Origin of the sequence: Phenylobacterium sp. (assembly GCF_044358365.1) — a bacterium.
GTDB lineage: Bacteria > Pseudomonadota > Alphaproteobacteria > Caulobacterales > Caulobacteraceae > Phenylobacterium.
Genome location: NZ_JBIKNZ010000010.1, coordinates 46,135 through 71,629, shown reverse-complemented (window position 1 = coordinate 71,629; position 25,495 = coordinate 46,135). Strand labels below are relative to the sequence as shown.

General features: G+C 65.9%; 24 protein-coding genes and 2 pseudogenes. 4 read left to right on the top strand and 22 right to left on the bottom strand.

Annotated features, from left to right (window positions below):
• Together ACIQ3B_RS04915 and ACIQ3B_RS04910 are read right to left on the bottom strand one after the other, a co-directional pair.
• Positions 1 to 382: pseudogene (locus tag ACIQ3B_RS04915) on the bottom strand (hypothetical protein); the annotation flags it as partial.
• The gene (locus tag ACIQ3B_RS04910) at positions 379 to 1,260 is read right to left on the bottom strand and encodes a VOC family protein (RefSeq protein ID WP_397400206.1); all 882 of its coding nucleotides are present in this window, start codon (positions 1,258 to 1,260) and stop codon (positions 379 to 381) included. The gene ACIQ3B_RS04910 and the pseudogene ACIQ3B_RS04915, both read right to left, overlap by 4 nt.
• Positions 1,261 to 1,327: 67 nt before the next feature.
• Between ACIQ3B_RS04910 and ACIQ3B_RS04905 the strand changes: the two genes are divergently transcribed.
• Positions 1,328 to 1,630 carry a DUF1330 domain-containing protein gene (locus tag ACIQ3B_RS04905; protein ID WP_397400205.1) on the top strand — a complete coding sequence of 101 codons (303 nt, stop codon included), beginning with the start codon at positions 1,328 to 1,330 and terminating at the stop codon, positions 1,628 to 1,630.
• A 131-nt stretch (positions 1,631 to 1,761) separates the two neighbouring features.
• Here ACIQ3B_RS04905 and ACIQ3B_RS04900 read toward each other — a convergent pair whose 3' ends face one another.
• The 7 genes from ACIQ3B_RS04900 to ACIQ3B_RS04870 form a co-directional block, all read right to left on the bottom strand.
• Positions 1,762 to 2,493 (bottom strand): PEPxxWA-CTERM sorting domain-containing protein, encoded by a 732-nt coding sequence (locus ACIQ3B_RS04900; protein WP_397400204.1) that lies wholly within the window; start codon positions 2,491 to 2,493, stop codon positions 1,762 to 1,764.
• Between the two features lie 311 nt (positions 2,494 to 2,804).
• On the bottom strand, positions 2,805 to 3,557 hold the full coding sequence (locus ACIQ3B_RS04895; RefSeq protein ID WP_397400203.1) for a family 16 glycoside hydrolase: 753 nt from the start codon (positions 3,555 to 3,557) through the stop codon (positions 2,805 to 2,807).
• A 114-nt stretch (positions 3,558 to 3,671) separates the two neighbouring features.
• Entirely contained in the window at positions 3,672 to 5,132 is a 1,461-nt protein-coding gene (locus ACIQ3B_RS04890; RefSeq protein WP_397400202.1) for a hypothetical protein, read from the bottom strand.
• Positions 5,129 to 7,198: a glycosyl transferase family protein gene (locus ACIQ3B_RS04885; RefSeq protein ID WP_397400201.1), complete on the bottom strand. Its 2,070-nt coding sequence runs from the start codon at positions 7,196 to 7,198 to the stop codon at positions 5,129 to 5,131. Before ACIQ3B_RS04885 ends, ACIQ3B_RS04890 begins: the two co-directional genes overlap by 4 nt.
• Positions 7,199 to 7,233: 35 nt before the next feature.
• On the bottom strand, positions 7,234 to 8,424 hold the full coding sequence (gene wecB, locus ACIQ3B_RS04880) for a non-hydrolyzing UDP-N-acetylglucosamine 2-epimerase (protein ID WP_397400200.1): 1,191 nt from the start codon (positions 8,422 to 8,424) through the stop codon (positions 7,234 to 7,236).
• Between the two features lie 228 nt (positions 8,425 to 8,652).
• A complete protein-coding gene (locus tag ACIQ3B_RS04875) occupies positions 8,653 to 9,006 on the bottom strand; it encodes a hypothetical protein (RefSeq protein ID WP_397400199.1) in 354 nt (117 codons plus the stop codon).
• Between the two features lie 5 nt (positions 9,007 to 9,011).
• The gene (locus ACIQ3B_RS04870) at positions 9,012 to 10,112 is read right to left on the bottom strand and encodes a hypothetical protein (RefSeq protein WP_397400198.1); all 1,101 of its coding nucleotides are present in this window, start codon (positions 10,110 to 10,112) and stop codon (positions 9,012 to 9,014) included.
• A 419-nt stretch (positions 10,113 to 10,531) separates the two neighbouring features.
• Here ACIQ3B_RS04870 and ACIQ3B_RS04865 point away from each other — a divergent pair, with 419 nt between their 5' ends.
• Positions 10,532 to 10,714 (top strand): hypothetical protein, encoded by a 183-nt coding sequence (locus ACIQ3B_RS04865; protein ID WP_397400197.1) that lies wholly within the window; start codon positions 10,532 to 10,534, stop codon positions 10,712 to 10,714.
• 8 nt (positions 10,715 to 10,722) lie between these two features.
• Here ACIQ3B_RS04865 and ACIQ3B_RS04860 read toward each other — a convergent pair whose 3' ends face one another.
• The gene (locus ACIQ3B_RS04860) at positions 10,723 to 10,905 is read right to left on the bottom strand and encodes a DUF3606 domain-containing protein (protein WP_397400196.1); all 183 of its coding nucleotides are present in this window, start codon (positions 10,903 to 10,905) and stop codon (positions 10,723 to 10,725) included.
• Between the two features lie 231 nt (positions 10,906 to 11,136).
• On the opposite strand from ACIQ3B_RS04860, the gene ACIQ3B_RS04855 reads away from it, so the two are divergent.
• A complete protein-coding gene (locus ACIQ3B_RS04855) occupies positions 11,137 to 11,346 on the top strand; it encodes a cold-shock protein (protein ID WP_397400195.1) in 210 nt (69 codons plus the stop codon).
• Between the two features lie 112 nt (positions 11,347 to 11,458).
• Positions 11,459 to 11,674 (top strand): annotated as a pseudogene (gene infA / locus ACIQ3B_RS04850) (translation initiation factor IF-1); the annotation flags it as partial.
• Positions 11,675 to 11,758: 84 nt separating this feature from the next.
• Here the strand turns inward: infA and murB are convergent.
• The 12 genes from murB to ACIQ3B_RS04790 form a co-directional block, all read right to left on the bottom strand.
• Complete coding sequence (murB, locus tag ACIQ3B_RS04845) at positions 11,759 to 12,658, bottom strand: UDP-N-acetylmuramate dehydrogenase (RefSeq protein WP_397400194.1); 900 nt, start codon at positions 12,656 to 12,658, stop codon at positions 11,759 to 11,761.
• Positions 12,655 to 14,067 (bottom strand): UDP-N-acetylmuramate--L-alanine ligase, encoded by a 1,413-nt coding sequence (murC, locus tag ACIQ3B_RS04840; RefSeq protein ID WP_397400193.1) that lies wholly within the window; start codon positions 14,065 to 14,067, stop codon positions 12,655 to 12,657. Before murC ends, murB begins: the two co-directional genes overlap by 4 nt.
• An 82-nt stretch (positions 14,068 to 14,149) precedes the next feature.
• On the bottom strand, positions 14,150 to 15,244 hold the full coding sequence (gene murG / locus ACIQ3B_RS04835; RefSeq protein ID WP_397400192.1) for an undecaprenyldiphospho-muramoylpentapeptide beta-N-acetylglucosaminyltransferase: 1,095 nt from the start codon (positions 15,242 to 15,244) through the stop codon (positions 14,150 to 14,152).
• Positions 15,245 to 15,256: 12 nt separating this feature from the next.
• A complete protein-coding gene (gene ftsW, locus ACIQ3B_RS04830) occupies positions 15,257 to 16,432 on the bottom strand; it encodes a putative lipid II flippase FtsW (protein WP_397400191.1) in 1,176 nt (391 codons plus the stop codon).
• Entirely contained in the window at positions 16,429 to 17,844 is a 1,416-nt protein-coding gene (gene murD, locus ACIQ3B_RS04825) for a UDP-N-acetylmuramoyl-L-alanine--D-glutamate ligase (RefSeq protein ID WP_397400190.1), read from the bottom strand. The genes ftsW and murD overlap by 4 nt, the downstream gene beginning before the upstream one ends.
• A 19-nt stretch (positions 17,845 to 17,863) precedes the next feature.
• Positions 17,864 to 18,973, bottom strand: a complete 1,110-nt coding sequence (mraY, locus tag ACIQ3B_RS04820; protein ID WP_397400189.1) for a phospho-N-acetylmuramoyl-pentapeptide-transferase — start codon at positions 18,971 to 18,973, stop codon at positions 17,864 to 17,866.
• Positions 18,973 to 20,376, bottom strand: a complete 1,404-nt coding sequence (murF, locus tag ACIQ3B_RS04815; protein WP_397400188.1) for a UDP-N-acetylmuramoyl-tripeptide--D-alanyl-D-alanine ligase — start codon at positions 20,374 to 20,376, stop codon at positions 18,973 to 18,975. Before murF ends, mraY begins: the two co-directional genes overlap by 1 nt.
• Entirely contained in the window at positions 20,369 to 21,820 is a 1,452-nt protein-coding gene (locus ACIQ3B_RS04810; RefSeq protein WP_397400187.1) for a UDP-N-acetylmuramoyl-L-alanyl-D-glutamate--2,6-diaminopimelate ligase, read from the bottom strand. Before ACIQ3B_RS04810 ends, murF begins: the two co-directional genes overlap by 8 nt.
• Positions 21,817 to 23,574 carry a peptidoglycan D,D-transpeptidase FtsI family protein gene (locus tag ACIQ3B_RS04805; RefSeq protein WP_397400186.1) on the bottom strand — a complete coding sequence of 586 codons (1,758 nt, stop codon included), beginning with the start codon at positions 23,572 to 23,574 and terminating at the stop codon, positions 21,817 to 21,819. Before ACIQ3B_RS04805 ends, ACIQ3B_RS04810 begins: the two co-directional genes overlap by 4 nt.
• Positions 23,571 to 24,011, bottom strand: a complete 441-nt coding sequence (locus ACIQ3B_RS04800; protein WP_397400185.1) for a cell division protein — start codon at positions 24,009 to 24,011, stop codon at positions 23,571 to 23,573. The genes ACIQ3B_RS04805 and ACIQ3B_RS04800 overlap by 4 nt, the downstream gene beginning before the upstream one ends.
• Positions 24,008 to 24,940, bottom strand: coding sequence for a 16S rRNA (cytosine(1402)-N(4))-methyltransferase RsmH (gene rsmH / locus ACIQ3B_RS04795; RefSeq protein WP_397400184.1), 933 nt, complete (start codon positions 24,938 to 24,940; stop codon positions 24,008 to 24,010). Before rsmH ends, ACIQ3B_RS04800 begins: the two co-directional genes overlap by 4 nt.
• Positions 24,937 to 25,404, bottom strand: coding sequence for a division/cell wall cluster transcriptional repressor MraZ (locus tag ACIQ3B_RS04790; RefSeq protein ID WP_397400183.1), 468 nt, complete (start codon positions 25,402 to 25,404; stop codon positions 24,937 to 24,939). Before ACIQ3B_RS04790 ends, rsmH begins: the two co-directional genes overlap by 4 nt.
• Between the last annotated feature and the right edge of the window lie 91 nt (positions 25,405 to 25,495).

The following is a 25,495-nucleotide window of genomic DNA, read 5'->3' as shown; positions in this document are numbered from 1 at the left end:
GCATGCCCAGCACCCCCAGATGCGCCGCCGCCGGCAGATCCCGCGAGACCCGGCGGGTCTCTGGGGCGGCCATGACACCCATCTCGGTCCAGCCCATCTCGCCCACCACCCGGTCGCCGACCGCAAAAGCCGGATCGCCGGAGCGGATCACCTCGCCGATGCTGAAGCCTGGCAGGCCTTCACCCGGCGCCGGCGCAGGCTCACCCATGTGGCGGCCGCGCAGCCGCGATCCGATGTACGGGTCCAGCGACTGGTAGAGACTGCGGACCAGCAATTGCCCGCCCCCGACCTCCGGGACCGCCCGCTCGACCACCTCGAAATCCCCGGCGACCGGCGCCGCTGTCACGGCGCGGCGCAGGACAACTTCCCGAACGCGGCTCAAGGCGCCACCACTTCCACCCGCGTGCCGTCCGGCGCCCGTAACACACCGGCACGCTGTCCAGCGTAGACCGGGCCTGTCCGCACCGTCGGCGTCACGACCCAGGCGCCCGGGATCGCGTCGATGTTGGGGTGCAGCAGCGTCGTCATGGCCACACCGGGCGGCAGCGCATCGGGATTGCCGGGCCGCGCCGTGGCGCCTCGCGGATACTGGTCAAACTCCAGGAAGCAGTCGCGTTCATGAATGCCCGTCGCCAACCGGTGCCGGGTGTCGGCCGGCAGGTCGAAGGCGTTGTTGATCATCGAGTAGATGATCTCCATCTCGCGCCCGTGCTGGATGCCAAGGGTGTCCCGGAACCATCGGGCCGAGGCGTCCATGTCCGAACAGGCCAGCACCAGAATGAACAGCTTGTCGATCAGGCTCGCGGCGCGCGGCAGGTCATAGTCCGGCAGATCCGAGCGGATCTGGGTCAGATAGACGATCTCGCTGTCCGGTCCGCGCACCTGCATCGGAAAGATCGCCGGCAACCCGTCCAGTTGCTTCGGCGGCCCGATGATCTCGAAGGGTGAGGTTTCCATGCGGGCGTTCACGGCCAGGGTGTCCTGCACGCAGATCTCGATCGCCGCCCAGCCAAAGGTGCGCAAGGGCAGATAGTCCGCCGGCACATCGCCTTCCACAAAACGGATGAACACCTCGGCCCCGGAGGCCGGCTGCAGCACCGCATAGGCTCGCCCCGTGCTGGCTGGCGCACCCCAGCTGGCGGCCAGGTCTGCGGCAACCTTGCCGGTCTCGACGACGCGGTAGTCCATCCACCGCACATAGCGCTCCGTCGCCGCCCCCACATCCGGCGTTGTCAGGGTTGCGCAGCGCAGCAGCTTCATGGCTTGTCCTCGGGCGTGATCCGCGAAATGGTATAAACCTATACCATTTACTGTCGAGAGGCCCTGTATGCCCGCCTACATGATCGTCACCGCCAAACTCAAGGACCGCGACGCGTTCATCGCCGGCTACGGGAAGGCCGCCGCCGAGCTGCTCCCCAAATTCGGCGGTCGCTACCTGCTGCGGGGCCCCGGAGCCATGCTGCTGGAGGGTGATTTCGGCGACGGCGCCTCGATGGTTATCTCCGAATGGCCCGACAAGGCCGCCGCGCTCGCCTTCTGGAACAGCCCCGAATACGCGGCGGCTCGAAAGCTGCGGGAGGGAACCGCGGAGGTGCAGGTGCTGCTGATCGAGGCGCCGGCGATCGCGTGAGGACTGCGCGGTGCAGGCCGTCTTGCACCGACGCGTGGATTGTTCGACGCCGAAGCCACCCCTGGCCGATCACACTTTGGCCCGACCTGCCGCGCTGCGAGGGACTTCGACCGCCAATCGGCGGACCGTCCCTATCCCTGGGCCCGCACAAGCACCCGGCGGCGGCTGCGGAGCATGGCGCCGGTGCAGGCGAAGCCGATGATCATCATCCCCCAGGTCATCGGTTCGGGCACAACGGCCGCGAGGGTGACGCTCCTCGGATCAAGCGCCAGCCGGTAATTCTTGTTGGTCCCGTCCAGCACGCCCAGCGCGAACGCGTTCGTTGAAGGCACGGCCAGCCCAATGGTGTTGCCACCCGTGTAAGGCGTCGTCAGCAAAAGCGGATCGGGAACATTGAGCACGAACAGTTGCAGGGCGTTGCCGTTCGGGCCCGAGAAGAAATCGGTGTAGAAGAAGGTCTGCTTCCAGCCCGTCTGATTGATGGTGACGTTGGCGGATCCATTGCGGGTCACGTCGAATATGTCCGTGATCCCGTTGATCGTCAGCGAGGCTTCGAGGATCGGCGACGTGCAGGCGGGCGCGCAGGCCCAGCCAGGTCCGCCGTAGCGCGTGTCCTCGCTGGCGTTCGTTACAGCTGCGCCCAGCGCGGTGTCATACTTGAACGTCGCGATGAACCCTGCGCCGACGATGCCGGCGCCCAGGCCAAAGAAGTTGCCGGTGTCATGGGTGGTGTTGCCCACGCTGCCGGCGCCGACCAGGCCGCTGAAATGGGCGAACATCACCGCCGCAGAGGCGGGCGCGGCCGTCAGCATGAGGGCCAGGCTGGCGGCGGCCGTGGCGATAATCTTGGCTGGCGTGTGCATTGAACCTCTCTTTGGCGAACCCGGCAGCCCGAACCGCAAGAATTTACTTACCACAGGTTGCGTCGAATTGCACCACAGCATGGCGAAAGAAAAGAGGCCGTTCCGGCGAGGCCTTCCAGATGATTTGACACAATTTGACATTTCGCCGTCCAGTTCCGGTTGCTCGCACCTGGCCGATCCAGGCCTGTACGGACGAACCAGCCCGCCGGATGCATCACCGTCACAAAGGCGCTATGCCATTGCGCCATTCAGCAACGCTCAAACGACCGGCGCGTACCATTTCGCACCCCGCGTGGCGCGCGCGGCAAGATTCAGGCCAGAGGCCAGCCGCTCATCGGGGCTTCGAATACCAGGTCGGCCAGCACGATGATGGGCGCCGGCGCTACCGGGTTTGCCGGCAGGGCCGGCGCGGTCTCGGTGCGCGTGACGGCGTCTGCCAGCAGCGGGGAGGCCGCAGTGACGATCCCCCCCGATCCATAGCCCAGAAAGGCGACGTCCCAGACGCTTCCCACCTGGACGCCGTCGTGCAGCGCCATCACGTGGCAGCTATCGAAATCATCGCTGAGGGAACCCCGCACGTCGTCCAGCATCACGCGGGCGTCCTCGGTGTAGAGGCCGATGCGGCCCTGGAGGTAGGGTCGCTCCAGGTCTTGAAAACGCACCAGTTCGACGCCGTCGACGGAGATCACGATCCGGTCGCCGTCCTGGACGATGGAAAAGCGGTTCCACGCGCCGATCTCGAACTTGACGTCATTGCCGGTGGCCAGGAAGCGCTGGCCGCCGACATAGTCGGGGTCGCGCTTGCCCAGTTCCCAGCCATTGGGCTTCATCGCGAAGTAATAGAAGTGATCGTTGTCGGCGTAGTTCCAGACCAGCCAGGCCGTCTCCCACGGATTGGCCGCCCCCACCCGTAGCTGTTCCTGGGTGCAGACGGACCCCTCGAACACCACCTTGCCCGTGAAGCTCTCCTGGGAAAGCACCAAGGCCGAGTGGGTGGCATCTGGCCGGCTGGCGACCGCTGGCGCCAGGGTGAGGAGCTGGCTGGGCTTGAACTGGGGCTGCACGTGTGACGGGTCCGAATGGACTCGAAACATGCGCTATGTCGATTTACATCCCATTGATATTATTGATGAATATTCTGGAAATAAACAAGGTTTAAACGCGATTCACAACGCTTGCTAGTATGCAAAACCCAGGACGCCGTATAGTCCCTCGCCCCGGTCGTCACCGGCCAGTCTGACCCGGTACTGAAGGGCCAGATCTATGTACGAGCGCGGCGCCCGGTAGGTGTCCCCCCGCGCCCAGAGCCGCATCCACAGCCCGGGGCCTGCACTCAGCGTCGCCTCGCGGGACAAACCGCTATCGTAGGCCAAGGTGGCGCCTGCAAACGGCGCCACGATCAGGTCCCCGCCACCCGGCTGGAAGGCGCGCCCGTAGCGGAGGTCGGCGAGGGCGAAGGTGTTGTTGGCCCCAACCAGGTGCGCCACATCGACATAGACCTGGGTGAGGGTGGAGGTGGTGCGGTCCCGGCGCAGGTCGACACCATCGGTCCAGGACCAGGCGGCGCGGATCATCCCGTCGTCCAGCGCCTGCGACCCCAGAGCCACCAGGCCGCTGGCTTCCAGCACCAAATTCTGGCTGGCGAGCGGCTTGTAGCGTCCACCAATCCAGCCCTGCAGGGTCTCTGATCCCGTGGGATTCCCCCTGCGGGAGTCGAGCGACTGGAACGCCCGCACAAAGACCTCGAGCGGGCGACCATCATTATAGCCCAACGGTCGGTAGTACGCCTCGCCCCCCACCTGGACATTCCCCGACCCGGCCCCGGGAATCCGGCCGGAGCGCGCGCCGGCGTCGTCATAGAAGATCGAGGCATAGGCCCCTTTCCGCCGGTCAAGATCAGCCAGTTCGCGCCGCACCCCGTAGAGGGTCTGGCGCCCGACACTGCCGGCTTCTCCCCCGTCGACCGCGCGACGCAGATAGCGGATCGCTGCGCCCTCGTCGCCCGCACGGCGCGCGCTGTAGGCCGCGTTCAGCGCCAGCTCACCGGACACCGGCTGCAGAGCGTCGGCCCGCGCGAAAAAGCGCTGGGCCAATCGGTCGTCGCCGAACTTCGCAGTGATGTAGGCAAGGTTGGAGGCGTCATCCCGGGTGAGCGCCGCGTAGTCCACCAGCTCGCGGGCGGCGGCCAGAGTCTCGGAACTGCGCGCCAGGCTCGATAGCGCATAGACCCGCCCCCGAAGCATGGCCGACCGGGCGTCCGGCGACGGAACATCCGAGGCTACGGCTGCGGCGGCATAGGCCTTCGCCGCATCTTCCCGGCGGTTGGCGGCGTCCAGCGCATAGGCCAGGCGCGACTGGACCGCATAGCTGGTGTCAAACTGCATAGGCTCAAGCGCCGACACCCTGGCCGCTGCATCTCCCGGCGCGCCCAGCGCATCCGACAGCGCCAGCCGGACGCCGCGAAGCTGGGCGTTGCTCAATCCCCCCGCCTCGATCGCCGCAGCAAAGGCTCGCGCCGCCGCGGCTGGATCGCTAGCGGCATAGCCGGCGTTGGCCAGGTCCAACCCAGGCGTCTGGGCCGACGCCGCAGACCCCAGCAATGTGAAGGCAAGGCATCCGCCGGCGACCAAGGATTTCATAACGCGCCCCTCGCGATCCGGTCCTGCTCGGCGATGGCGGCCGTGATCGCCTCGGCGCTCACCACACCCAGACGCAGCAGGTGTTCGCCAATCCTGCCGTCGCGGTCTGGACGATAGCTGTCCAGCGCCGCGTCCACGGCTTCGGCGCTGACCGCACCCTGGCGGACCAGTAGATCTCCCAGTAGCGGCGGCGCCGTCTCCCGCAGCGAATAGGGTGCGCCACGGAGCATCCGGAGCGCCGCCGTGATCTCGCCTTCCCGGGCGATCCTCTCGTAGGGCGCGTAGCCGGTTTCGACCTCGACCAGACGCCGCTGCGCCGCGCTGAGGGGTCTTGCCACCGCCAGGATCGGCCCACCGCCCGGACCGCGCCCGATAGGCGCCGCCCGCATCCGGATCCAGAGGGAAAGCGACCCTAGGTCAAGGTGGTTGGCCAGCACCTCGGGCGATATGTTGGCGCGCGGCAGTTCGGCCTGGGTAGAGATCGCCTCGGCCAGGGTCTCGTCGTCGAGAAAGCCCGAGGCCATCATGATCTGGCCCAACGGCTGATTTGTCCTGGCCTGGGTATCCAGGGCCGCCGTGAGCTGGACAGGCGTGATGGCGTCCCAGGTAGCCAGGATGTCGCCGAGTCGGCGACGATCCGGAGCCAGCACCGCGCCGGCGGGAAACTCGTGAGCCGTCTTGTCCCAGGCGATCGGAACCCTGGAGATCAGGTGTCCGGAATAGATCCGCACCGCGCGGAGTGTGGCTGCAAAGCTGACGAGCGTTCCGGCCACCATGCGTGGCGCCGAGACCATCGCCTGCTGCCACCCATAGATCCGGTTCACGAAGTACATCCGTTGGGCGATGCGAAGCACCAGGGCGACTGTATTGAAACCAAACACCGTCGCCACAAGAGTCTGCCACGCCTCAGGGAACGCCAGCCGGTCCCAGCCCAGAACGATCGTGGCGAGAAGGTAGTTCAACAACAGCAGATAGGCGGTGACGACAAGAGGCGCCGACAACAGGGCCTTGCGGTCCCGGACGAGGAAGTAGTTGGTCCGGAACGATTTTGACCAGCCCAGCTGCGCCCAGCCCTGCAGGGTGATGCCGATCATCCAGCGCGCCTTCTGACGGAAGGACGTCCGGAAAGTGTTGGGGAAGTATTCGCGTACACACAAGGGCATGCGCACGGTGACGTAGCCGTCCTTGTCGGCGTTCCGGCCCGGTCGGTAGAATCTGTAGTCCACATCATACCGGGCCATGATGGCCCGCAGGCCCTTGGCGGCGAGGCGCCCGCCCACGTCGTAGTCTTCGGTGAGCGTGCTGGTGTTGAACGGCTGCCCTGTGCCGTTGCGCAGGACCGTGATCGCACGGTGGGAAAAACAGGTCCCGACGCCTGCCGAGGGCACCGTTCCCGCGAAGGACTCGCGCACCACCAGGTCCTTGGCGTGCCACTCGGCGAACTCGTCCATGTAGGTGCCGGCTATAAGCTCGCTCAGGCGCCGTTCGAGCGCCACCACGGGCAGCTGGATCATGTCCTTGCGCGGCAACAGATAGTTGAAGAACTTCAGCTCCAGCGGATGCAGCACATCCTCGCAGTCGTGCAGGACGACGCCGGCGTACTCACGGCCCGTGGCCAGCTCCTCCTGCCGGATGGCCTCCAGAATGTGGTTCAGGCAATCGGCCTTGGAGGTCGGCCCGGGATAGGTCGTCTGTACCCGCACCACCCGCTTGTGACGACGTCGGGCGCGTTCCACCTCGGCGATGGTGGCCGCATCGTTGGGATAGGTGCCGACAAATATCTTGTAGTCCTGATAGTCGAGAACACTCACCGCGTTCTCGATCATCGCCGAGATCACCGCCTCCTCCTGCCAGGCCGGGATCATGATGGCGAGCGGCTGCTCGGCGCGCTCATGCAATGCGGATTCCGGTAGCGGATTGTGCCGAGGTCGAACGACCAGTGCGCGGTAGATTTCCCGCACCCAGTACCAGCCATCGACAAGCAGATCGTCGATCGAGAAAAGCGCGATCAACACGCCCACGACCACCGTGGCGATCTGCAGGGCCAGGATATAGACCTCGATCATGATCTAGCCTGATTGCCCGTCGTCGTGCATGGCTGTCACGCCCCGCGACGACTGGCCGCCGCCCCCACACCGCCCACGAGACGGGGCGCGCTGGCGGGTCGCCAGGCCTCAACAGACTGACCAGCGAGCACGCGTACGATCCGGGCGGCGGCCGCGCCATCGCCGAACAACTGCCGCCGGCTCGCCTGCGTCCTGTAGGCGTCGGCGTCATCCAGCAGATGGCTTACGGCCGACACGATCTTGTCAGGATCCGAGCCGACCAACCGCGCAACTCCCGCCGCGGAGGCTTCCGGCCGCTCGGTGACATCACGTGTCACGATCACCGGCTTGCCAAGCGCCGGAGCTTCCTCCTGGACGCCGCCGGAATCGGTAAGAATGAGATCGGAAAGCTGCATGAGCCGAATGAAGGCAAGATAGTCGAGCGGCGGGATCAGAAGGATGTTGGCCTGTTCGCTCAACGCCTCCCGCGCCGGGCGCTCGGCGTCCGGATTTGGATGCAGCACATAGACGATCTGCAGGTCATCGCGCTTGGCCAAACGCAGCAGGGCGTCGCAGACTCCGCGCACGCCCTCGCCCATGTTCTCACGCCGGTGGCCAGTCACCAGTAGTATGCGACGGGCAGGATCCAACGTCGGCAAACCGGCATCCACGCTGCGTAGTAGTGCGTCATCGTTGGTCAGCAACGTCGCGCAGGCCTGCAGCGCATCAATCACGGTGTTTCCGGTGACCACAACGCGCCCCGGTGCAGCTTCCAGCAAAAGGTTCTCACGCGCCTGGAGCGTGGGCGCAAACAGTAGCTCACTGAAGGCGTCGATCACACGCCGGTTCATTTCCTCGGGCCAGGGGCTCTGAAGATTGTGGGTCCGCAGACCTGCCTCCACATGAGCGACCGGAACACCGCGCCCGAACGCCGCCATGGCCCCGCCCATCGCACTGGTCGTGTCCCCCTGAACAACCACCCAGTCTGGCTGGACCTGGCCCAACACAGCGTCGACGCCGGCCACGATCCCCGCGGTCAGTTCATTTAGGTTCTGCCCGGCCCGCATCAAGCCAAGGTTGAAATACTGGCGGATGCCGAACAGCCGCAGCACCGGCGCCACGAGGTCGCGGTGCTGCCCGGTGACGCAAACTACGGACTCAATATCGGGCCGGCCCGCCAGGGCCAGTATGACCGGCGCCAGCTTGATGGCCTCCGGTCGTGTCCCGATAATCGTCAGTACCTTCAAAGTCCTACGCCTTTTTACGAATGGCCCGAGCGCAGCGTCGCCACTTGCCTGGATACTTGAAACAGTCGCACGCCTTTTGTCAGTTAATCATGAACGTGCGCTGAGCATCGGCTGATTGCGCCTTCGGTGATGGCGCCTCGAGATCGCGATGGACAATCGCGTTGTCTAGCAATGCTGAACGCGGACGCCAGCCAAATTTCAGCTCGAACCCGATTGAACAAGATTGCTTTACGAATTGCGGAGGCGACCCACAGCGAGCGGCGCCAGGGCGGCGGCGACGCCTGCGGCATTGGATACGAGGTCCTTCCACTGAAAGGTTCCGGACACCAGACCGAAGATCTGAGCCACCTCAAAGCCTGCTCCGAGACCCAGAAGAACCCCGCCGATCAACCAGGGACTGATCCTGGGAAAAGAGACAATCGTCAGCAGCGTCATCAGGTATCCGTACGCCACATGCTCCACAACGTCGGGCGCCGGCGCGAACCGCGATGCGTCGTGCATAGGATCCAGCGCCCCTGAGACGACGACGACCAGAACAGCGAGAAGGGCGGCGCGGCCGGCCCAGAGGGTGAGGGTCTGCATGCGCCTCAGATAGGGTCTCCCGGCGCCGGCGCCACCCTGTCGACGGATCGCAACCAGGCCAGCAGACCGGCATTGAGCTCGCTGGGATAGGTATGGCTCAGATCCTCAATCTCGCGATAGGAGACCCTGGCGCCGGCGCGCTCCAACCCCTGATACGCTGACCGGGCCATCGATACCGGGAACATCCAGTCGAGCGCGCCATGCGTTAGATAGACCGGTAGGCCGGTGATCCTGGCGGGGTCCGCCATCTGGGCCAGCATGGGGTGGAAGGCCGAAGAGGTGAGTGCAAGGTGCGTGAACGGCGATCCTGGCTCGAGGCCGCTGACGGCTGCGAAAGTGCCCCCGTCGCTCACTCCCGCCAGCAACAGCCGCTCCGGATCCACGCTCCAGCGCTGCTGCATTTCCTTGAGAATTCGGGCCAGGTTGGGCGTATCCGGGTCGGCGCCGCTGATCGCCCAGGTCCGGCTCACCGAGGTCGGCGCCACCAGGATCGCGCCGTAGGTTCGCGCATCCCGGAGCCAGCTCCAGAGAAACGACCTGCCATGACCGCTGCCGCCATGCAGCGCCATCACCAGGGGCATCAGAACATCAGGGTCGTAATCTTCCGGCACATAGACCGAGTAACCACCCCTGGCGGCGGCATCATTGTCGACGTGATGCACGCCCGTATCGGGGCCCGGGCTCGCCAGGCGGGCCAGTCGGTCGACGTCATCGCGCCGGGGAGGGTCCAGAAACAGGCGGCTGACGGGCGGCAGGTGCTCCGCCAGCGGATAGAGCGCCTCCAGCGCGCGCGGCCGATGGCGCAGCGCGCGGAAAACGGGGCCGATGTCGTCCGCTTGATCAACGGCGGCGCGGAGCTCGGCGAAAGCCTGGATCGTCGCCTCGCTCGCGGTCCGAAGCGCGGCGCCCAGGTCCCCCAGGCTGGGCGCCCAGCCCTCCAGTCGCGGGAGCAGGGCGATCAACGCAAGGTCCGACTGCCCACAGGCGTCCATCACGGCCGCAAGTTGAGGCGGGTGCAGATACCGGCTGACAAACCCCAACGCCTCAACCGCCTGAAGCAGCGTCGGCAAAATCAGCTTCAGATCCTCGAGTTCGTCCGGGTCCATTTCCGCGTCCCGTGCTGCTCCGGAAATGCATGAAAATCATGCCGACACCGGCAGTAATCGATTTACCAGAGGCTGCTATTGATGGGTTGTCCAGACGGACAGCCCCGCGCCCTGCGGGGATCCACCCCGGCACAGGTCAATTTGACCATGTTGAACCTCTATCGCCGAATGGCGCCGCTCGTACTGACAATCGCCATGGGCGCGCTGGCGCTGGGTTTTGCAGCGGTCACCCTCGTCGCCTGACCCACGAACCGCGACCTGCCGCCCGCACCTGACGCCCGGCAGGTACCGAATCTTCTGGGCCTGACCGGGTTTGTCGTTTACAGAAGATTAAGGAATTCAGGGCGCTCGCGGAAATCTTCTGGCCCCCAACCTCCCCCCGAAAGGTTGCTGGGTTTATGGCCGTTGTTGAGCGTTGCGTGTTTACCGTGATCCGCCGCGACGGTGGTTGGGCCGTCGAAAACGCCGGGGAGTTCTTCGGCCACTCTGTCGACAAGGAAGTCGCCAAGGCCGCCGCCAACAAGCGCGCCCGTATCGTCCAGGAGGGCGGCCGCCCCTGCCAGGTCCGTGTCAGCGGCGAGACGGGCTTCTACCCGGTCTGACTCCAGTTCTACCGCTTCTTCCCGAGTTCGGCTGCGATGTCCTTGGTCAGGCGGCCCACTTTGCGGTGGGCGGCGGTCAACTGATCGCGCGTCACCCCCCAGCGCTTCATCCAGTACTCGACCGCCTTTCGCTCGGTCAGGTCCAGGCGCTCCTTGTCGATGAAGCCACGCTTGTCCTTCAGACCCGCCATCAAGAACCCTTCAATACTGCGACTGACCCACGCTCGATAACCGTTGTACGGGAATGCATTTGCCAGCATAGGCGCAAGATGCGATAATGTGCTCGTCAATTGTTCCAGGGTTCGCGCGCTCTCCACGTTCTTTCTCCGGATTGAGCCCCGAGCCCAAACGATCCTCTTCAACATATTGATCTCGCGGGCGCGTCGTCCGCGTGACCTCATCTCCCGAAAAGGGGACTGACTATGGCTAGCGGCGTCGTGAAGTGGTTCAACGCCACCAAAGGCTTCGGTTTCATTCAGCCGGATCAAGGCGGTCCGGACGTGTTCGTGCATATTTCGGCTGTGGAACGCGCCGGTCTCGGCGCGCTCAACGAGGGCCAGAAGGTTTCCTACGAGCTGGAGCGCGACCAGCGCAGCGGCAAGACGTCAGCTGGTCAATTGCAGGCCGGCTAATACCCACTTGGCGGGCACGCGCCCGCTGGACTATCAACGGGTCGGCTCAGCGCCGGCCCGTTTTGGTTGGCGCCCGCCGGTCGCCGCCTGAATTGAGAGAGGACTGAACTGCATGGCGAAGGAAGAACTCGTCGAGTTCGACGGCCTGATCACCGAGCTCCTTCCGGAGGGCCGCTTCCGTGTGCGGCTCGAGAACGATCACGAGATCCTGGCCTACACGGCCGGCAAGATGAAGAAGAACCGCATCCGCTCGATGGTCGGCGACAAGGTCACGGTCGAGATGACCCCCTACGACATGGACCGGGGCCGGATCACCTTCCGTCACCGCGACGCCACGCCCCGCGTCGGCGGCGGCCCGGGCGGCGGCCAACGACCGGTCTATCGCAAGCGCTAGTCTGCCACTGGCGCGGGATCAGGACCGCCCGATCCGCTTGATCTCCCACTGCAGGTCGACGCCGGTCTTGGCCCGGACGTCGGCGCGCACGGCTTCTCCGAGGCCCTCGAGGTCAGCGGCGGTGGCCGTCCCGGTATTGATCATGAAGTTGGAATGCAGGGCTGAGAACATCGCCCCGCCGTGCGGTTTGCCGCGCCAGCCAGCCTCATCCACCAGTTTCCAGGATGACTGGCCAGGCGGGTTCTTGAACGTGGATCCGCCGGTCTTTTCGCGGATCGGCTGGGTCGTCTCGCGGCGCGCGGTGATCTCGTCCATGCGGGCCTGCACCGCCGCTGGATCGTCAGGTCGCCCCTGAAAGGTCGCCTCGACCCAGATGATGTCCGCCGGCGCCGCGCTGTGCCGATAGGTGTACCCGAAATCTGCCACGGCTAGGTCTCGTCGCGCGCCGGTGCGATCGTAGCCCCAGGCCGATACCAGAACGTCATTCGTCTCGGTTCCATAGCAGCCGGCGTTCATCGTCAGCGCGCCCCCGATTGTGCCCGGGATGCCCGCGTAGAATTCAAGGCCTGCCAAACCCGCCCTTGACGCAGCCCGTGCCACCGCTGCGTCCAGCGCAGCAGAGCCGGCGATGATGTGGTTTGCCTCTACCTGGATTCCGGCGAACGCGCGCCCCGCCAGTCGGATAACCACGCCCGCGACGCCGCCATCGCGGATGATCACATTGGAACCAACCCCCAGTACCGTGACAGGCACGTCTTGTGGGAGGTCCCGCAGAAACCCGGCCAGATCATCGGCGTCCGCCGGCAGGAACAGGACTTCCGCCGCCCCGCCCACCCGGAACCAGGTGAACGGTCCCAGAGGCTCGTCGCGCAGCAGCTTGCCGCGCACCTTCGGCAGGGTGTCCAGCCAGTTGCTCACGTCGCCAGCGCGTCCAGTTCGCCGGGCAAGGCGTAGGCCCAGCTGGTGATGTCGCCGGCGCCCAGCAGCACCACCAGGTCGCCGGCCGTGGTCTCCTGTCGCACCATGTCCGCCAGATCTGCCGGCGCCCCCAGCACCAGCACGCGTCGATGGCCATAGCGGCGCAGGCCCTCGGCGAGGCTGTCGCGGCTGACGCCTTCGAGTGGGGCCTCGCCGGCGGCATAGACATCAGCCACGATCACCGTGTCGGCGTCGGCGAAACAGGCGCAGAACTCGTCAAACAGATCCTTCAGGCGCGAATAGCGGTGCGGTTGGACGACTGCCACCACCTTTCCGGATGTTACCGCGCGCGCCGCCTTCAATACCGAGAAGATCTCGACGGGATGGTGGGCGTAGTCGTCCACCACGCGAACGCCGCCGGCCACGCCCGTGGTCGTGAAGCGCCGTTTGACCCCGCCAAACCCGGCCAGGCCCTTGCGGATTGCGGCCTCGTCCAGGCCCAGCTCACGGGCGACGGCGACGGCGGCCAGGGAGTTGAGCACATTGTGCTGGCCTGCCATCGGCAGGTGCAGGTCTGCGTAGCGCAGCAACTCGCCTTCACGCGGCCGGATCACCACATCGAACCGGGCGCCGTCCGGACCCATGGTGATATTCTCGGCGCGCACCTCAGCCTGGGGGTTGACGCCATAGGTCACCAGTCGGCGGTTCTCCACCCGGGCGGCCATGGCCAGCACTTCGGGATGGTCCGTACAGATCGCGGCGAACCCGTAGAAGGGAATGTTCTCAACGAAATCGCGGAACGCCTTCTTCACAGCGTCGAAGTCGCCGTAGTGGTCCAGGTGCTCAGGGTCGATGTTGGTGACCACGGCGCACGTCGACTTCAGCTTCAGGAACGTGCCGTCGCTTTCGTCGGCCTCCACGACGATCCAGTCGCCGGTCCCCACCTTGGCGTTGGTGCCATAGGCATTGATGATGCCGCCATTGACTACGGTCGGGTCCAGCCCACCCGCGTCCAGCAGGCTGGCGATAATCGAAGTGGTGGTGGTCTTGCCGTGCGTGCCGCCCACCGCGATGGAGAACTGGAGTCGCATCAGTTCGGCCAGCATCTCGGCGCGTCGCACCAGCGGCAGTCGCCGGTCGCGGGCGGCCACCATCTCTGGATTGTCGTGCTTTACCGCGGTCGAATAGACGATGGCGTAGGCGCCCTCCACATTGGCCGGATCCTGGCCGATGAAGATCTTCGCGCCCAGCTTCTCCAGCCGTTCGGTGTTGGCGCTGGCCTTGGCGTCGGAGCCCTGCACCGTATAGCCGGTGCGCATCATGATTTCGGCGATGCCGCTCATCCCGATGCCCCCGATGCCAATGAAGTGCACGGGGCCGATTTCGAAGGGGACGGGGCGACGAGTCATCCCGAAGTGCTAGCCCATTCGGGCTAGCCACGGAATATCAGAACGCAAGCAGGCCGCTGGGTGGTTCAGAGCGTGTCGATGCTCAGCCGCCCGCCGTCGCCTCAACAACGTCGGCCAGACGTTCGGCTGCGTCCGGGATCGCCACAGAGCGCGCCGCCGCCGCCATGCGCGCCAACCGCTCGGGATTCTCCAGCAGCTTCACCATCGCCCCGGACAGCGAGGCCACGGTGAGTTGGCTTTCCCGCGCGATTTCGGCGCCGCCTGCTTCCGCAAGCAGTCGGGCGTTCTGGCCCTGGTCATCATCCAGCGCGATCGCCAGCGGCACGAGGATTGAAGGCCGGCCCGCCACCGCAAACTCACACACTGTGCCGGCGCCCGCCCGGCCGATCACCAGATGGGCCTCCTTCAGACGTCCAGCCATGTCCCGGAAGAAGGGCGCAATCTCGGCGTCGACCAGCGCATCCCGATAGATCCGGCGCGCGGTGTCCATGGATTCTTTCCGGGTCTGCTGCTGGACCGTCAGCCTGGCGCGAAGGGCCTCGGGTAGCGCCTTCACCGCTTCAGGCACCAGTTCCGACAACAGGCGCGCACCCTGACTGCCGCCGGTGACCAGCAGTCGCAATGGCCCGTCGGGCTCGGGCGGCACATAGGCGACATCGGCCAGAGCCCGGATGGGTGGACGCACTGGATTTCCCACGACCCTGGCGCGACCAGCGACCTTGGCCGAAGCCTTCATCAGTGCCGGAAATGCGCAGGCCACCGTCTTCACCCAGGGCGCCAGCATGCGGTTGGCGCGGCCCATGACAGCGTTCTGCTCGTGGATCACCGTGGGTCGGCGATCCATGATCGCGGCGACCAGGGCCGGCGCTGACGGGTAGCCGCCGAAGCCTACCACCACACTTGGGTTGATCTGGTGGAACAGAGCCCGGGCCTGCAGGGCGCCACGCATGACCGCAAACCCGGCGCGGGCCATGCCAACGGGGTCGCCGGGTCGGAACGTCGCCGCGGAAAGGCCGATCTGTCGCTCTGCCGGGAAGTCCTGGGCCAGGCCCGCCACGCGCTCATCCGACGCCAGCACAATACCCCACCCCCGGGCGATCAGCGCCTCGGCCAGCGCCTGGGCTGGAAACAGATGGCCTCCGGTGCCTCCCGCAGCGACGACGGCGATCCTGCGCATGATGCCTTGCCCCTAGCTGTAGGTCCCGGCCTTGGACAGGCCGTCATTGTGGCTGTAGGCGCCAGGGCGGCGGCGTATCAGGGCCAGGGCAAGCCCCAGCGTCAGTCCCATCGCAATCATCGAGGATCCCCCGTAGGAGATGAAAGGCAGGGTCATGCCTTTCGTCGGGATCATGTTGAGGTTGACCGCAAGGTTGATGGCAGCCTGCTGACCGACCAGCACGAAGAGCCCGGCGGCGGCCACCTGCTGGAACGGGTCGTTGAGTTTCATGGCGCGCTGCAAGCCTCGGATCACCACGAAGCCGAACAGAGCGATGACCGCCAGCAGGAACACCAGCCCGAACTCCTCGGCGCCCACCGAAGCGGCGAAGTCCGTGTGCAGATCCGGCACGTGGCGCTTCATGACGCCCTCTCCCGGCCCACGACCAAACAAGCCGCCTGCGGCCTGCGCCACCCCGGCAGCGTCCACCTGGTGGGTGTCCGCCTTCTCCGGCGAAAAGAACCGATCTACGCGGCTGGCTACGTGCGGGAACAGGAAATAGGTCGATGACAGGCCACCCAGCGCCGCGACAGCCAGCAGGATCACCCACGACATCGGAACGCCTGCCATCCAGAAAACCGCCCCGAACGCGATGGTGATCAGCACTGTCTGGCCGACGTCCGGCTGGATCAACAGCAAGCCGACCGAGACGGCGAACAGGGCGAAGGCGATGGAGACGCCCGGGACCCCGTTGCCCTTTTGACCCTCGGAAAACATCCAGGCGACCAGGATGATCAACGCCGGCTTCATGTACTCGGACGGCTGAAAAGTGAAGCCGGCGAACTCGATCCAGCGGTTGGCGCCCTTGGCCTCGTGGCCGATGAACGGCAACGCGATCATGATGGCGATCGCCGCCACCCAGATGAAGAACGCCGCGCGCCGCACCCCTTTTACGTCGAGCATTGAAAAGCTGATCAGCACCACAGCCGCCACGCAGGCGAAAACACATTGGCGGACTGCGAAGTGAAACGGATCGCCGATGTTCATCCGCGCCGCCGCTGCGGGGCTGGCGGCAAACGAGACTACGACACCGATACAGATCAGAACAGCGACTATCCCCAGCATCCAGCGGTCGACGGTCCACCACCAGACGCCCAGCGCAGAACGATCGGATCGCGGAAAGGCGTGCGCGTTGCCGGCGGTCGTCATGCGGCGTCTCCTGTCGAATGCGTGGCGGCGAGCGCCTGAACGGCGGCCCGGAACGCGTCGCCGCGGGCTTCGAAGTCGGCAAACTGGTCGAAGGAGGCGCACGCCGGAGACAGCAGCACGATCGCCTCGCGCCCGGAGGCGCTGGCGTCCCGGAATGCAGCCTGAACGGCGGTGTCGAGATCGCCGCACCTGACCGCATCGGCCTTTCCCTTGAGCGTACCTGCGAAAGCCTCACCCGCCTCGCCGATCAGATAGGCGCGAACGACGCGGGGAAATAGATCCGCCAGATCCTCGATGCCGCCGGATTTCGGCTGACCGCCGGCGATCCAGTAGACCTTGGGATAGCTCGAAAGCGCCTGGCGCGCGGCGTCGGCGTTTGTGGCCTTGCTGTCGTTGACGAACCGGACCTTGCCCAGGATTGCGACCGTTTCCATGCGATGGGCCAGTCCGGGAAACGACATCAGGGCGCGGCGGGCCTGGCCTGCGTCGATCCCGATCCCGCGGACGGCGGCGTAGGCTGCGGCGGCGTTTTGCCAGTTGTGGCGGCCCGGCAGTGAGCGGGCCCGCTTCAGATCACAGACCTCCGCCGTACGTTCGCCCGTGGAGTCATAGAGCAGGCCATCAAGGGCGTAGACCCCGCGCCCGATGGTCTTGCTGGCCGAGATGGCGACGGTCGTCCGGCGGTTGGCGGCGGTGATCTCCGTACAGATCTGACTACACCATTCGTCGTCGACGCCGATGACCGCCGTGTCACCCTTACCCTGGTTCAGCAGAATCCTGCGCTTTGCGGCCACATAGTTGGCCATGGTCCCGTGGCGTTCCAAATGGTCGGGCGAGATGTTCAGGATGATCGAAACGTCCGCCCTAAGGCTGGTGGTCAGGTCCAGCTGATAGGACGAGAGTTCCAGCACATAGACCGCCCCGCCATGCATGTCGTCGAGGCTCAGTACGCCCTGACCGATATTGCCGCCCACCCGCACATCGCGCCCGGCCTCGGCGCAGATGTGGCCGATGAGAGCCGTGGTGGTGGACTTTCCATTGGTGCCGGTGATGGCGATGATCCTGGGTCGCCTGTGTTCGGGCGAGGCATTGACCGTGCGGGCGAAGAGCTCGATGTCCCCCAGGATCTCCACGCCCGAGGAATTGGCTTTCGCCACCGTCCAGTGCGGTTCCGGATGCGTGAGGGGAACGCCAGGCGACAGCATCAGGGCGTCGTAGCCGGCCCAGTCGGACCGGGAGATGTCGGTCAGTTCAAAACCTTCGGCGACCGCCGCGTCGCGTGAGGCCGGCTTGTCATCCCAGAGCGCTACCCTGGTCCCGCCGGCTATCAACGCGCGCGCGGCAGCCAGACCCGTGCGGGCCAGGCCGAAGACGGCGACGGTCTTTCCGGCGAAGGCGGTGACGGGGATCATAGGGTTGCGGCCCGGCTCCCTATCTGAGCTTCAGGGTGGCGAGGCCGATCAGCGCCAGCATGATCGAGACGATCCAGAACCGGACCACGATCGTCGACTCCGACCAGCCCAGTTTCTCGAAGTGGTGATGGATCGGCGCCATCAGGAATATCCGGCGTCCGGTACGCTTGAACCAGGCCACCTGGATCACGACAGACAGCAACTCGGCGACAAACAGGCCCCCGATGATCGCCAGCACCACCTCATGGCGGGTGGCCACCGCAATGGTTCCGACCGCGCCGCCCAGGGCCAGGGAGCCGGTGTCGCCCATGTAGATCTTGGCGGGCGGCGCATTATACCAGAGGAAGCCCAGACCCGAGCCGATCAAGGCGCCGCAGAACACGGCTAGCTCGCCCACACCCGGCACAAAGTGGAGTTGCAGGTAGTTTGCGAAGATGTAGTTGCCGACCAGATAGGCGATCAATCCGTAGGCGGCAGCCGCGATCATCACCGGCACAGTGGCCAGGCCGTCGAGCCCGTCGGTGAAGTTCACCGCATTGGCCGCGCCGACAATCACGAACGCGCCGAAGGCCAGATAGAACCAGCCCATGTCCAGGAACAGCTGCTTGAACACCGGGAACGTCACCGACGTCAGCAGTTCCGGGCTCTCCGGAGGCTTGGCGGCAAACAGGATGATCAGGGCGACCGCCGCGACTGCGATCAAGGCCTCAAGACCAAGCCGCGCCCGGCTGGAGATCCCGGCCGTCGTCTGCTTGGTCACCTTGGCGTAGTCGTCAAGGAATCCGACCATTCCGTAGCCGCCGGTGACCAGCAGCACCGACCAGATGTAGACATTGCTGAGATCGGCCCAGAGCAGAGTGCCGGTGAAGAGACCCGCCAGGATCATCACTCCGCCCATGGTGGGCGTGCCGGTCTTCTCGATCACATGCCGCTGGATGCCCTCGGCGCGCATCGGCTGACCCTTGCCCTGCTTGACCTTCATCCAACGGATGAAGCGCGAGCCAAGCGCCACAACTACCAGCTGGGCCGTAAAAATCGCGAGGCCGGTGCGGAAGGTTTGATACTTCAGCAGGTTGAGGATCGGCACATAGCCAGAGGCTGCATACTGTTCGTACAGCCAGTAAAACATCAGCGCGCCTCCTCAAGCCCGGGCCGGGAGTCGCCGATCGCGATCAGAGCCTGGGCCACCAGCCCGGCCTTCGATCCGTTCGACCCCTTCACCATCACAACGTCGCCGGCCTGAACGACCTGGGCGAGCCGCAGCGCGAGGTCCGAGGCCGTCTCCGCGTAACCGCCCCATCGAGTCGGCGGAAGGGCGTCCCGGAGCGATTTCATCAGAGGTCCGGCGCAGAACACGAGATCAATTGATGCAGCTTCGATGTGCGGGGCCAGGCCGGCATGAAACGCTGCGGCCTCCGGGCCCAGTTCCAGCATGTCGGTCAGCGCCACGATCCGTCGCCCGGCCCCCTTGCGCGCGCCCAGGGTGGCGATGGCGGAGGCCATCGAAATCGGATTGGCGTTGTAGCTCTCGTCGATGAGGGTAAAGGCGCCGCCGGCGCATGCCACCGTCCGCTCGGCTCCCCGCCCGTCGAGGGGCTCAAACGCCCCCAGGGCCGCCTGCCCGGTCGCGGCCTCGACTCCCAAAGCCTCCAGCATCAGCAGAACCGCCATGCTGTTCAGGCCCCAGTGGCGGCCGGTTTGCAGGATCGGGAACGCCGTCGACTTGCCGCCAAACCGCGCCTGAATGGTGGCCCGCGATCCTTCGACCTCAAAACCCGTCAGCTGCGCGTCGCAGACGGGACCCGTCCCGAAGGTGCGAATCACGGCGCCGGCCCGATCGGCGGCAGCCTTCAGGAAATCAAACCATTCGTTGTCCGCGTTGAGGATCGCCACGCCGCCAGGCTCGAGGCCTTCGAAGATCTCCGCCTTGGCGCGGGCCACGCCCAGGACGCCATCGGCGAAATTCTCGGTATGGACGGGGCCTACCGTCGTAACCATGGCCGCATGCGGCCGGACCATGCGGGTGAGCGGGCGGATCTCGTCGGCGTGATTCATGCCGATCTCGAAGACGGCGCGCTCCGTGTCGCGCGGCATCCGCGCCAGGGTCAGCGGAACGCCGATGTGGTTGTTGTAGGACTTCACCGAGCTGTGCGCCCGTCCGGCCAGTCGCAACCCCGCCATAACCGCCTGGGTGACGCTGGTCTTGCCCACCGAGCCGGTCACGGCGCCCCGCCGCGCCTGGGCGGCCCGATCGCGGGCGGCAACGCCCAGGGCCTCCAGCGCTTTGAGTGTATCGGACACCCCGACGCAAGGTCCGGCCCAATCCTGTGTCACCAGGGCGCCGGTCGCGCCCCGCGCCCGGGCGGCCTCCAGAAACGTATGGCCATCACGTGCGCCAGCCAGCGCCACAAACAGGTCACCGGTCTCAAGACTGCGAGTGTCAATCGAGACGCCGGTGGCCGAAAACCCGCCGCGCTCAACACCACCCGTCGCCCTGGAAATTTCGGCCGAGGTCCACAGCGGGTCAGCCATGGACCAGCTCCAGTGCGCGGGCCGTCTCGGCCACGTCGTCGAAGGGATGCACGACGTCGCCCACCGTCTGGCCCTGCTCGTGCCCCTTGCCGGCCACCACCAGGATGTCACCGTCCTGCATCCGGGCGACAGCGGCCCGGATCGCCTCGCGTCGGTCGCCGACCTCGGACATGCCAGCACCGCCCGCCAGCACCTCTGCGCGGATGGCTGCCGGAACCTCGGAGCGTGGATTGTCGTCGGTGACGATCGCCACATCGGCCAGGGTCGACGCGATGGCCCCCATCAACGGGCGCTTGGTCCGGTCCCGATCTCCACCTGCCCCGAACACCACGATCAGCTTGCCCCGGGTGTGCGGGCGCAGGGCGCGCAGCACCGTCTCCAGCCCGTCCGGCGTATGGGCGTAGTCCACATAGGCCTCACCGCCGCGCGCGCTGCCGACCCGCTGGAGTCGACCGGGCGCGCCATTGATGTTCTCCAGCGCGGCGAAGGCATCGTCGTAGCTGAGGCCCGCTGCACGGCACAGGCCAACGGCCACAAGAGCGTTGGAGGCCTGAAAGGCGCCGACCAGCGGCAGGTGCACATCGTACATCCGCCCCTCGGCGCGGATCGCCAGCCGCTGGCCATCAGGAAGCGGCGTCCGCACCATCAGTTTAAGCGCCTGACCGGTTTCGCCGACGCTCATCACCCGCTGGCCCGATACAACCGAAGCCGCGGCAAAGAATGGAAAGGCCTCGGCATCCGCATTCAGCACCGCCGTCGCACCGCGCGGCATCAGTTGCTCGAACAGCCGAAGTTTGGCGGAGCGATAGCCTTCCATGGTCCCGTGGTAGTCGAGATGGTCCTGGGTCAGGTTGAGAAAGCCAGCCGCCGATAGCCGTACGCCGTCCAGCCGGCGCTGGTCGATACCGTGAGAGGATGCCTCCATGACAAAGTGCGTCACGCCAAGCTGGGTTATCCGCATCAGAAGCTCGGCCACGTCACCGGCGTCAGGGGTGGTCAGACCAGGGGGGGTGATCTGATCGGTTACGCCACCGGGACGAGAGACCGTAACGCCAAGAGTGCCCATGCTGGCGGAAACGTGCCCGGCGTGGGCGAACATCTGGCGGCAGAAGGTGGCTACCGAGGTCTTTCCGTTGGTGCCGGTCACCGCGACGCATGTCTGCGGCTGGCGACCCCAGAAGTTGGCCGCAGCCAGCGCATAGCCCCGTCGCGGGTCACGACAGACGATGGTCGGGACCGCCAGATTCAGATCCTGATCAGCCAGCACCGCCGCGGCGCCCGCCTCAACCGCTTTGGCAGCAAAGGTGGCGCCATCCGCCCGCGAGCCGGGAAGCGCGGCGAACAGGTAGCCGGGTTTCACCTTGCGGCTGTCAGCCGTCACGCCCGTGATCTCGGGGTCGACGCCGACGTGACGTTTGATGAGCGATGTCAGGCGCTGGATCATTGGTCGTCGCCTGCGTTTGCGGCGACCGACGCCTCGACGGGGATGGCCTGGCCGACATCATTGCGGCGCTGGACGCCTAGTAAGGGGGCGATCCGCTCGATGATCCTCCCGGTCGCCGGCGCCGCCACCCAGCCACCCGTCGAGTAGCCCGCACTCTTGGCCGTCCCGTTCGGCTCATCCAGCAGGACAAGTACGAAGAAGCGTTTCGTATCGACCCCGCCGGTGGTCGGGAACACCGCCGCAAACGAAGAGACCTGACGGTTCTGATTGTAGGCCCGGATCGCGGGATCATATTTCTCCCCCGTGCCGGTTTTGCCGCCTACCGACAGACCCGGCACGTTGGCGGACTTGCCGCTGCCGCCGGTGACGTTGGCGCGCATGATCGACAGCATCTGAAGCGAGGTCCGCTCCGACATCACGCGGGAGCTCTCTATCTTTGCGCCCGGCTCCACCTTGCGGATGGTCATGGGTACCAGCCTGCCGCCATTCAGCACCGCGCCATAAGCGCGCGACAGCGCCAGCGGGCTGACGTTGATGCCGTGGCCAAAGGAAGTGGACGCCACCGCATCGTCGTTCCAGACCTTCGGCGTCAGCGGCCGGGCGCTTTCGATCAACTCCACCTTGGCCGGCGTGGTCAGACCCAGGCCGTTGAAATACTCGCCCATCCGAGAGGGGCCCACGGCCTCGGCCAGTTTCGCCGTGCCGATGTTGGACGAGTGCTGGAACACCTCGACCAGGTTAAGGATGGCGCGGGCGGCGTGGTAGTCATGGATGGTTCGATAGCCCAGCTTGTAGGGGAACCGCGCGTCAAACGTGGTCTCCGGTGTGGCGACGCCGCTGTCCAGACCGATGGCCACCGTGAACGCCTTGAAGGTGGAACCCATCTCGAACACCGAGGCAGCCGCGCGGTTGGTGCGGGAGTAGTCACTGGATTTGCCGGGTTTGTTCGGATCGAACACCGGCCAGCTGCTCATCCCCAGGATCTCGCCGGTCTGGATGTCCGTGACAATGCCGACCGCGCTCTTGGGCGTGAACTCAGCCACGGCCTTGTAGATCTCGTCCTCCAGCGCCCCTTGAACACGCAGATCGATGGAGAGCGGCACGGTTCCGCCGTTCATGGCGGCGGAGCGGATCTCCTGGTCGAAGGCGGCCTCGGCGCCGGCCAGACCCTCGCCACCCGAATCCGAGAACCCGATGATGTGAGCGGCGGTTGTGCCCAGAGGATAGACACGGTGTTGCTCGGGCTCGAAGCTGACGCCGGGCAATCCCAGTTCGTGGATACGGTTGCGGTCGCTGGGGTTCAGTGCGCCGACCAGAAACACCCGGCGATTGCCGCGCAGGGCTCGCTCCAGCCGCTCGGCGTCAAGGCCCGGCAGGACGCCAATGAGCCCGCGGCGTGTTTCGGCCTGATCCCAGATCTCACGCGGATCGATGTAGAGCCCGTAGTGCAGCAGATTGGCCGCCAGCATCTTGCCGTTGCGGTCCACCAGATCGGCCCTGGACGAGCCCAGCGGGGGCGAGATACCGGCGTTTCGAGCCGCATCGGAGAACATCACCGCCCGCGTCGCACCCACAGCCAGGGTGATGAAGAACAGCGAGAACAGCGCCAGTACAAAGAAGATCCGCAGGCGGGTGTCATCCTCGACGCGACCTGACGCTCGGGCCCGCTCGAAGGCATGCTCAAGACCCCAGATGCGCTCGATCAACCAGCGCGGCAGACCGGTGCGGCCGAACGTCTGGGAGATGAAGCTCATCGCGCCGCCTCGGCCAGCTGCGACGGTATGGCCTCCGGCGGCGGCGGCGGCGGTACGCCCGGGATCACGCCCTCGCCATCGACCATGGACGCGACATCGGAAACCGCCTTGGCGCTGGGCGCGGCGCCGGCGCGGGCCAGCTCCACCAGCTGATCGGGATGGGCCTCGCGGATCGCCGGAACCGGCGCCATCTTCAGGTAACCCACCGCCAACCGCTCGATACGCCCCGGCTGCTCCAGATGGGCCACCTCAGCCTGGAGGAGTCGTATGCGCGCCTGTTCCGCGACGATCTGACGTTCAACCCTGGCGATCTCGGCCCGTTCGCGACCCGCCAGCGTCTTGGCCAGGTAAACGCCCAGAATAATGACGACCAGCAGACCAAGGCCGACCAGATCGATCAGACGGAAACCCCGGATCCGGCGGGTGAAGACATTCATGCCGCTGCCCTCCAGACCGGCGCGTCGGTACGGACGGCGGCGCGGAGTTTTGCCGAGCGGGCACGGGGGTTGGCGCGGGCCTCGGCGTCGGACGACGCCTGGGCGCCATTGAAGATCAAACTGAAGCTGGGCGCCGCATCCTGGACCACCGGCGGCGCGTAGCGCGAGCCGCCGGGCACACGCCCGGACCGCGTCGACAGAAAGCTCTTTACGATGCGATCCTCGAGCGAGTGAAAGGTCACCACACAGAGGCGGCCGCCCGTTTTCAGGGTTCGCTCGGCGGCCACCAGGCCCGCCTCGAGTTCGGCAAGCTCTTCGTTCACCGCAATCCGCAAACCCTGAAAGGTGCGGGTTGCCGGATGGATCTTGGCGCCCCGTCGACCGCCCAGCGCCCGCTCGACAAAGTCGGCGAGTTCGAGCGTGCGAGTAAAGGGCTGCTCCTCCCGGCGACGTACGATCGCGCGCGCCACGCGTCGACTTTCCCGCTCCTCGCCATAGACGAAGATCATCCGGGCAAGTTCTTCCTGCTCCGCAGTGTTCACCAGGTCCGCTGCAGTTGGCCCGTCGCCGCCCATCCGCATATCCAGCGGCCCGTCCTGCATGAACGAGAACCCGCGCTCAGCCTGATCGATCTGCATGGAAGACACGCCCAGGTCCAGCGCAACGCCGTCCACGCTTCCCTCGCCCAGTTCCTCGTCCATCCGGGAGAACACGCCCTCCACGAGCCGGAAGCGGTCAGCAGAAAGCCCCTCGGCAAAATGGCGGACGGTGGGATCACGGTCGAAAGCAACAACCTTGGCGCCGGTTGCCAGGATGGCCCGAGAATAGCCGCCGGCGCCGAAGGTGCCATCCACGACCGTATCGCCAGGGCCGACATCAAGATTGCGGATGACCTCGTCCAGCAGAACCGGGATGTGGGATACCGTCATGCACCGCCACCCAGTCGCGCCGCGCGCTGCTGGGCGCGAAGATCGGCAAGGCCGGCCCGAGCCATGTCGCGCTGGGCGGCGCGATGCGCGTTGAACGCGTCCCGCTCCCAGATCTGGAACCGGTCGCCGAGCCCGACCACGCTCACCCAGTCGGTCAGACCAAAGGCCTTGCACATCAGGTCTGGCAGGGTGATGCGGCCAGCGGTGTCAAACGACAGCTGCACCATGCCGCCCAGCACCGATGTTTCCAGCGCCGTGCGCACCGGATCACCGAACGGAAGCTCCTCGATCACGCTGTTGTAGCGGTCGAACAGCGCCTTTCCGCCACCCTCAAGGCAGTCGGCCTCGATGGAAGGAAAGCAGAAGACGCCGTCAAACGGACCAGAGACGGCGGCGCGAAATTCCTGCGGCACAACGATGCGCCGCTTCAGGTCCAGTTGTTTCTCGAACGTCGAGAGAAACATCTTGGCCAACGATCCCCTGCCGTCGCCACCGGATCTGGACGCGCACCGGCGCGCCACTTTGGTTAGCGAATGACAATTGGGTTAACATGGG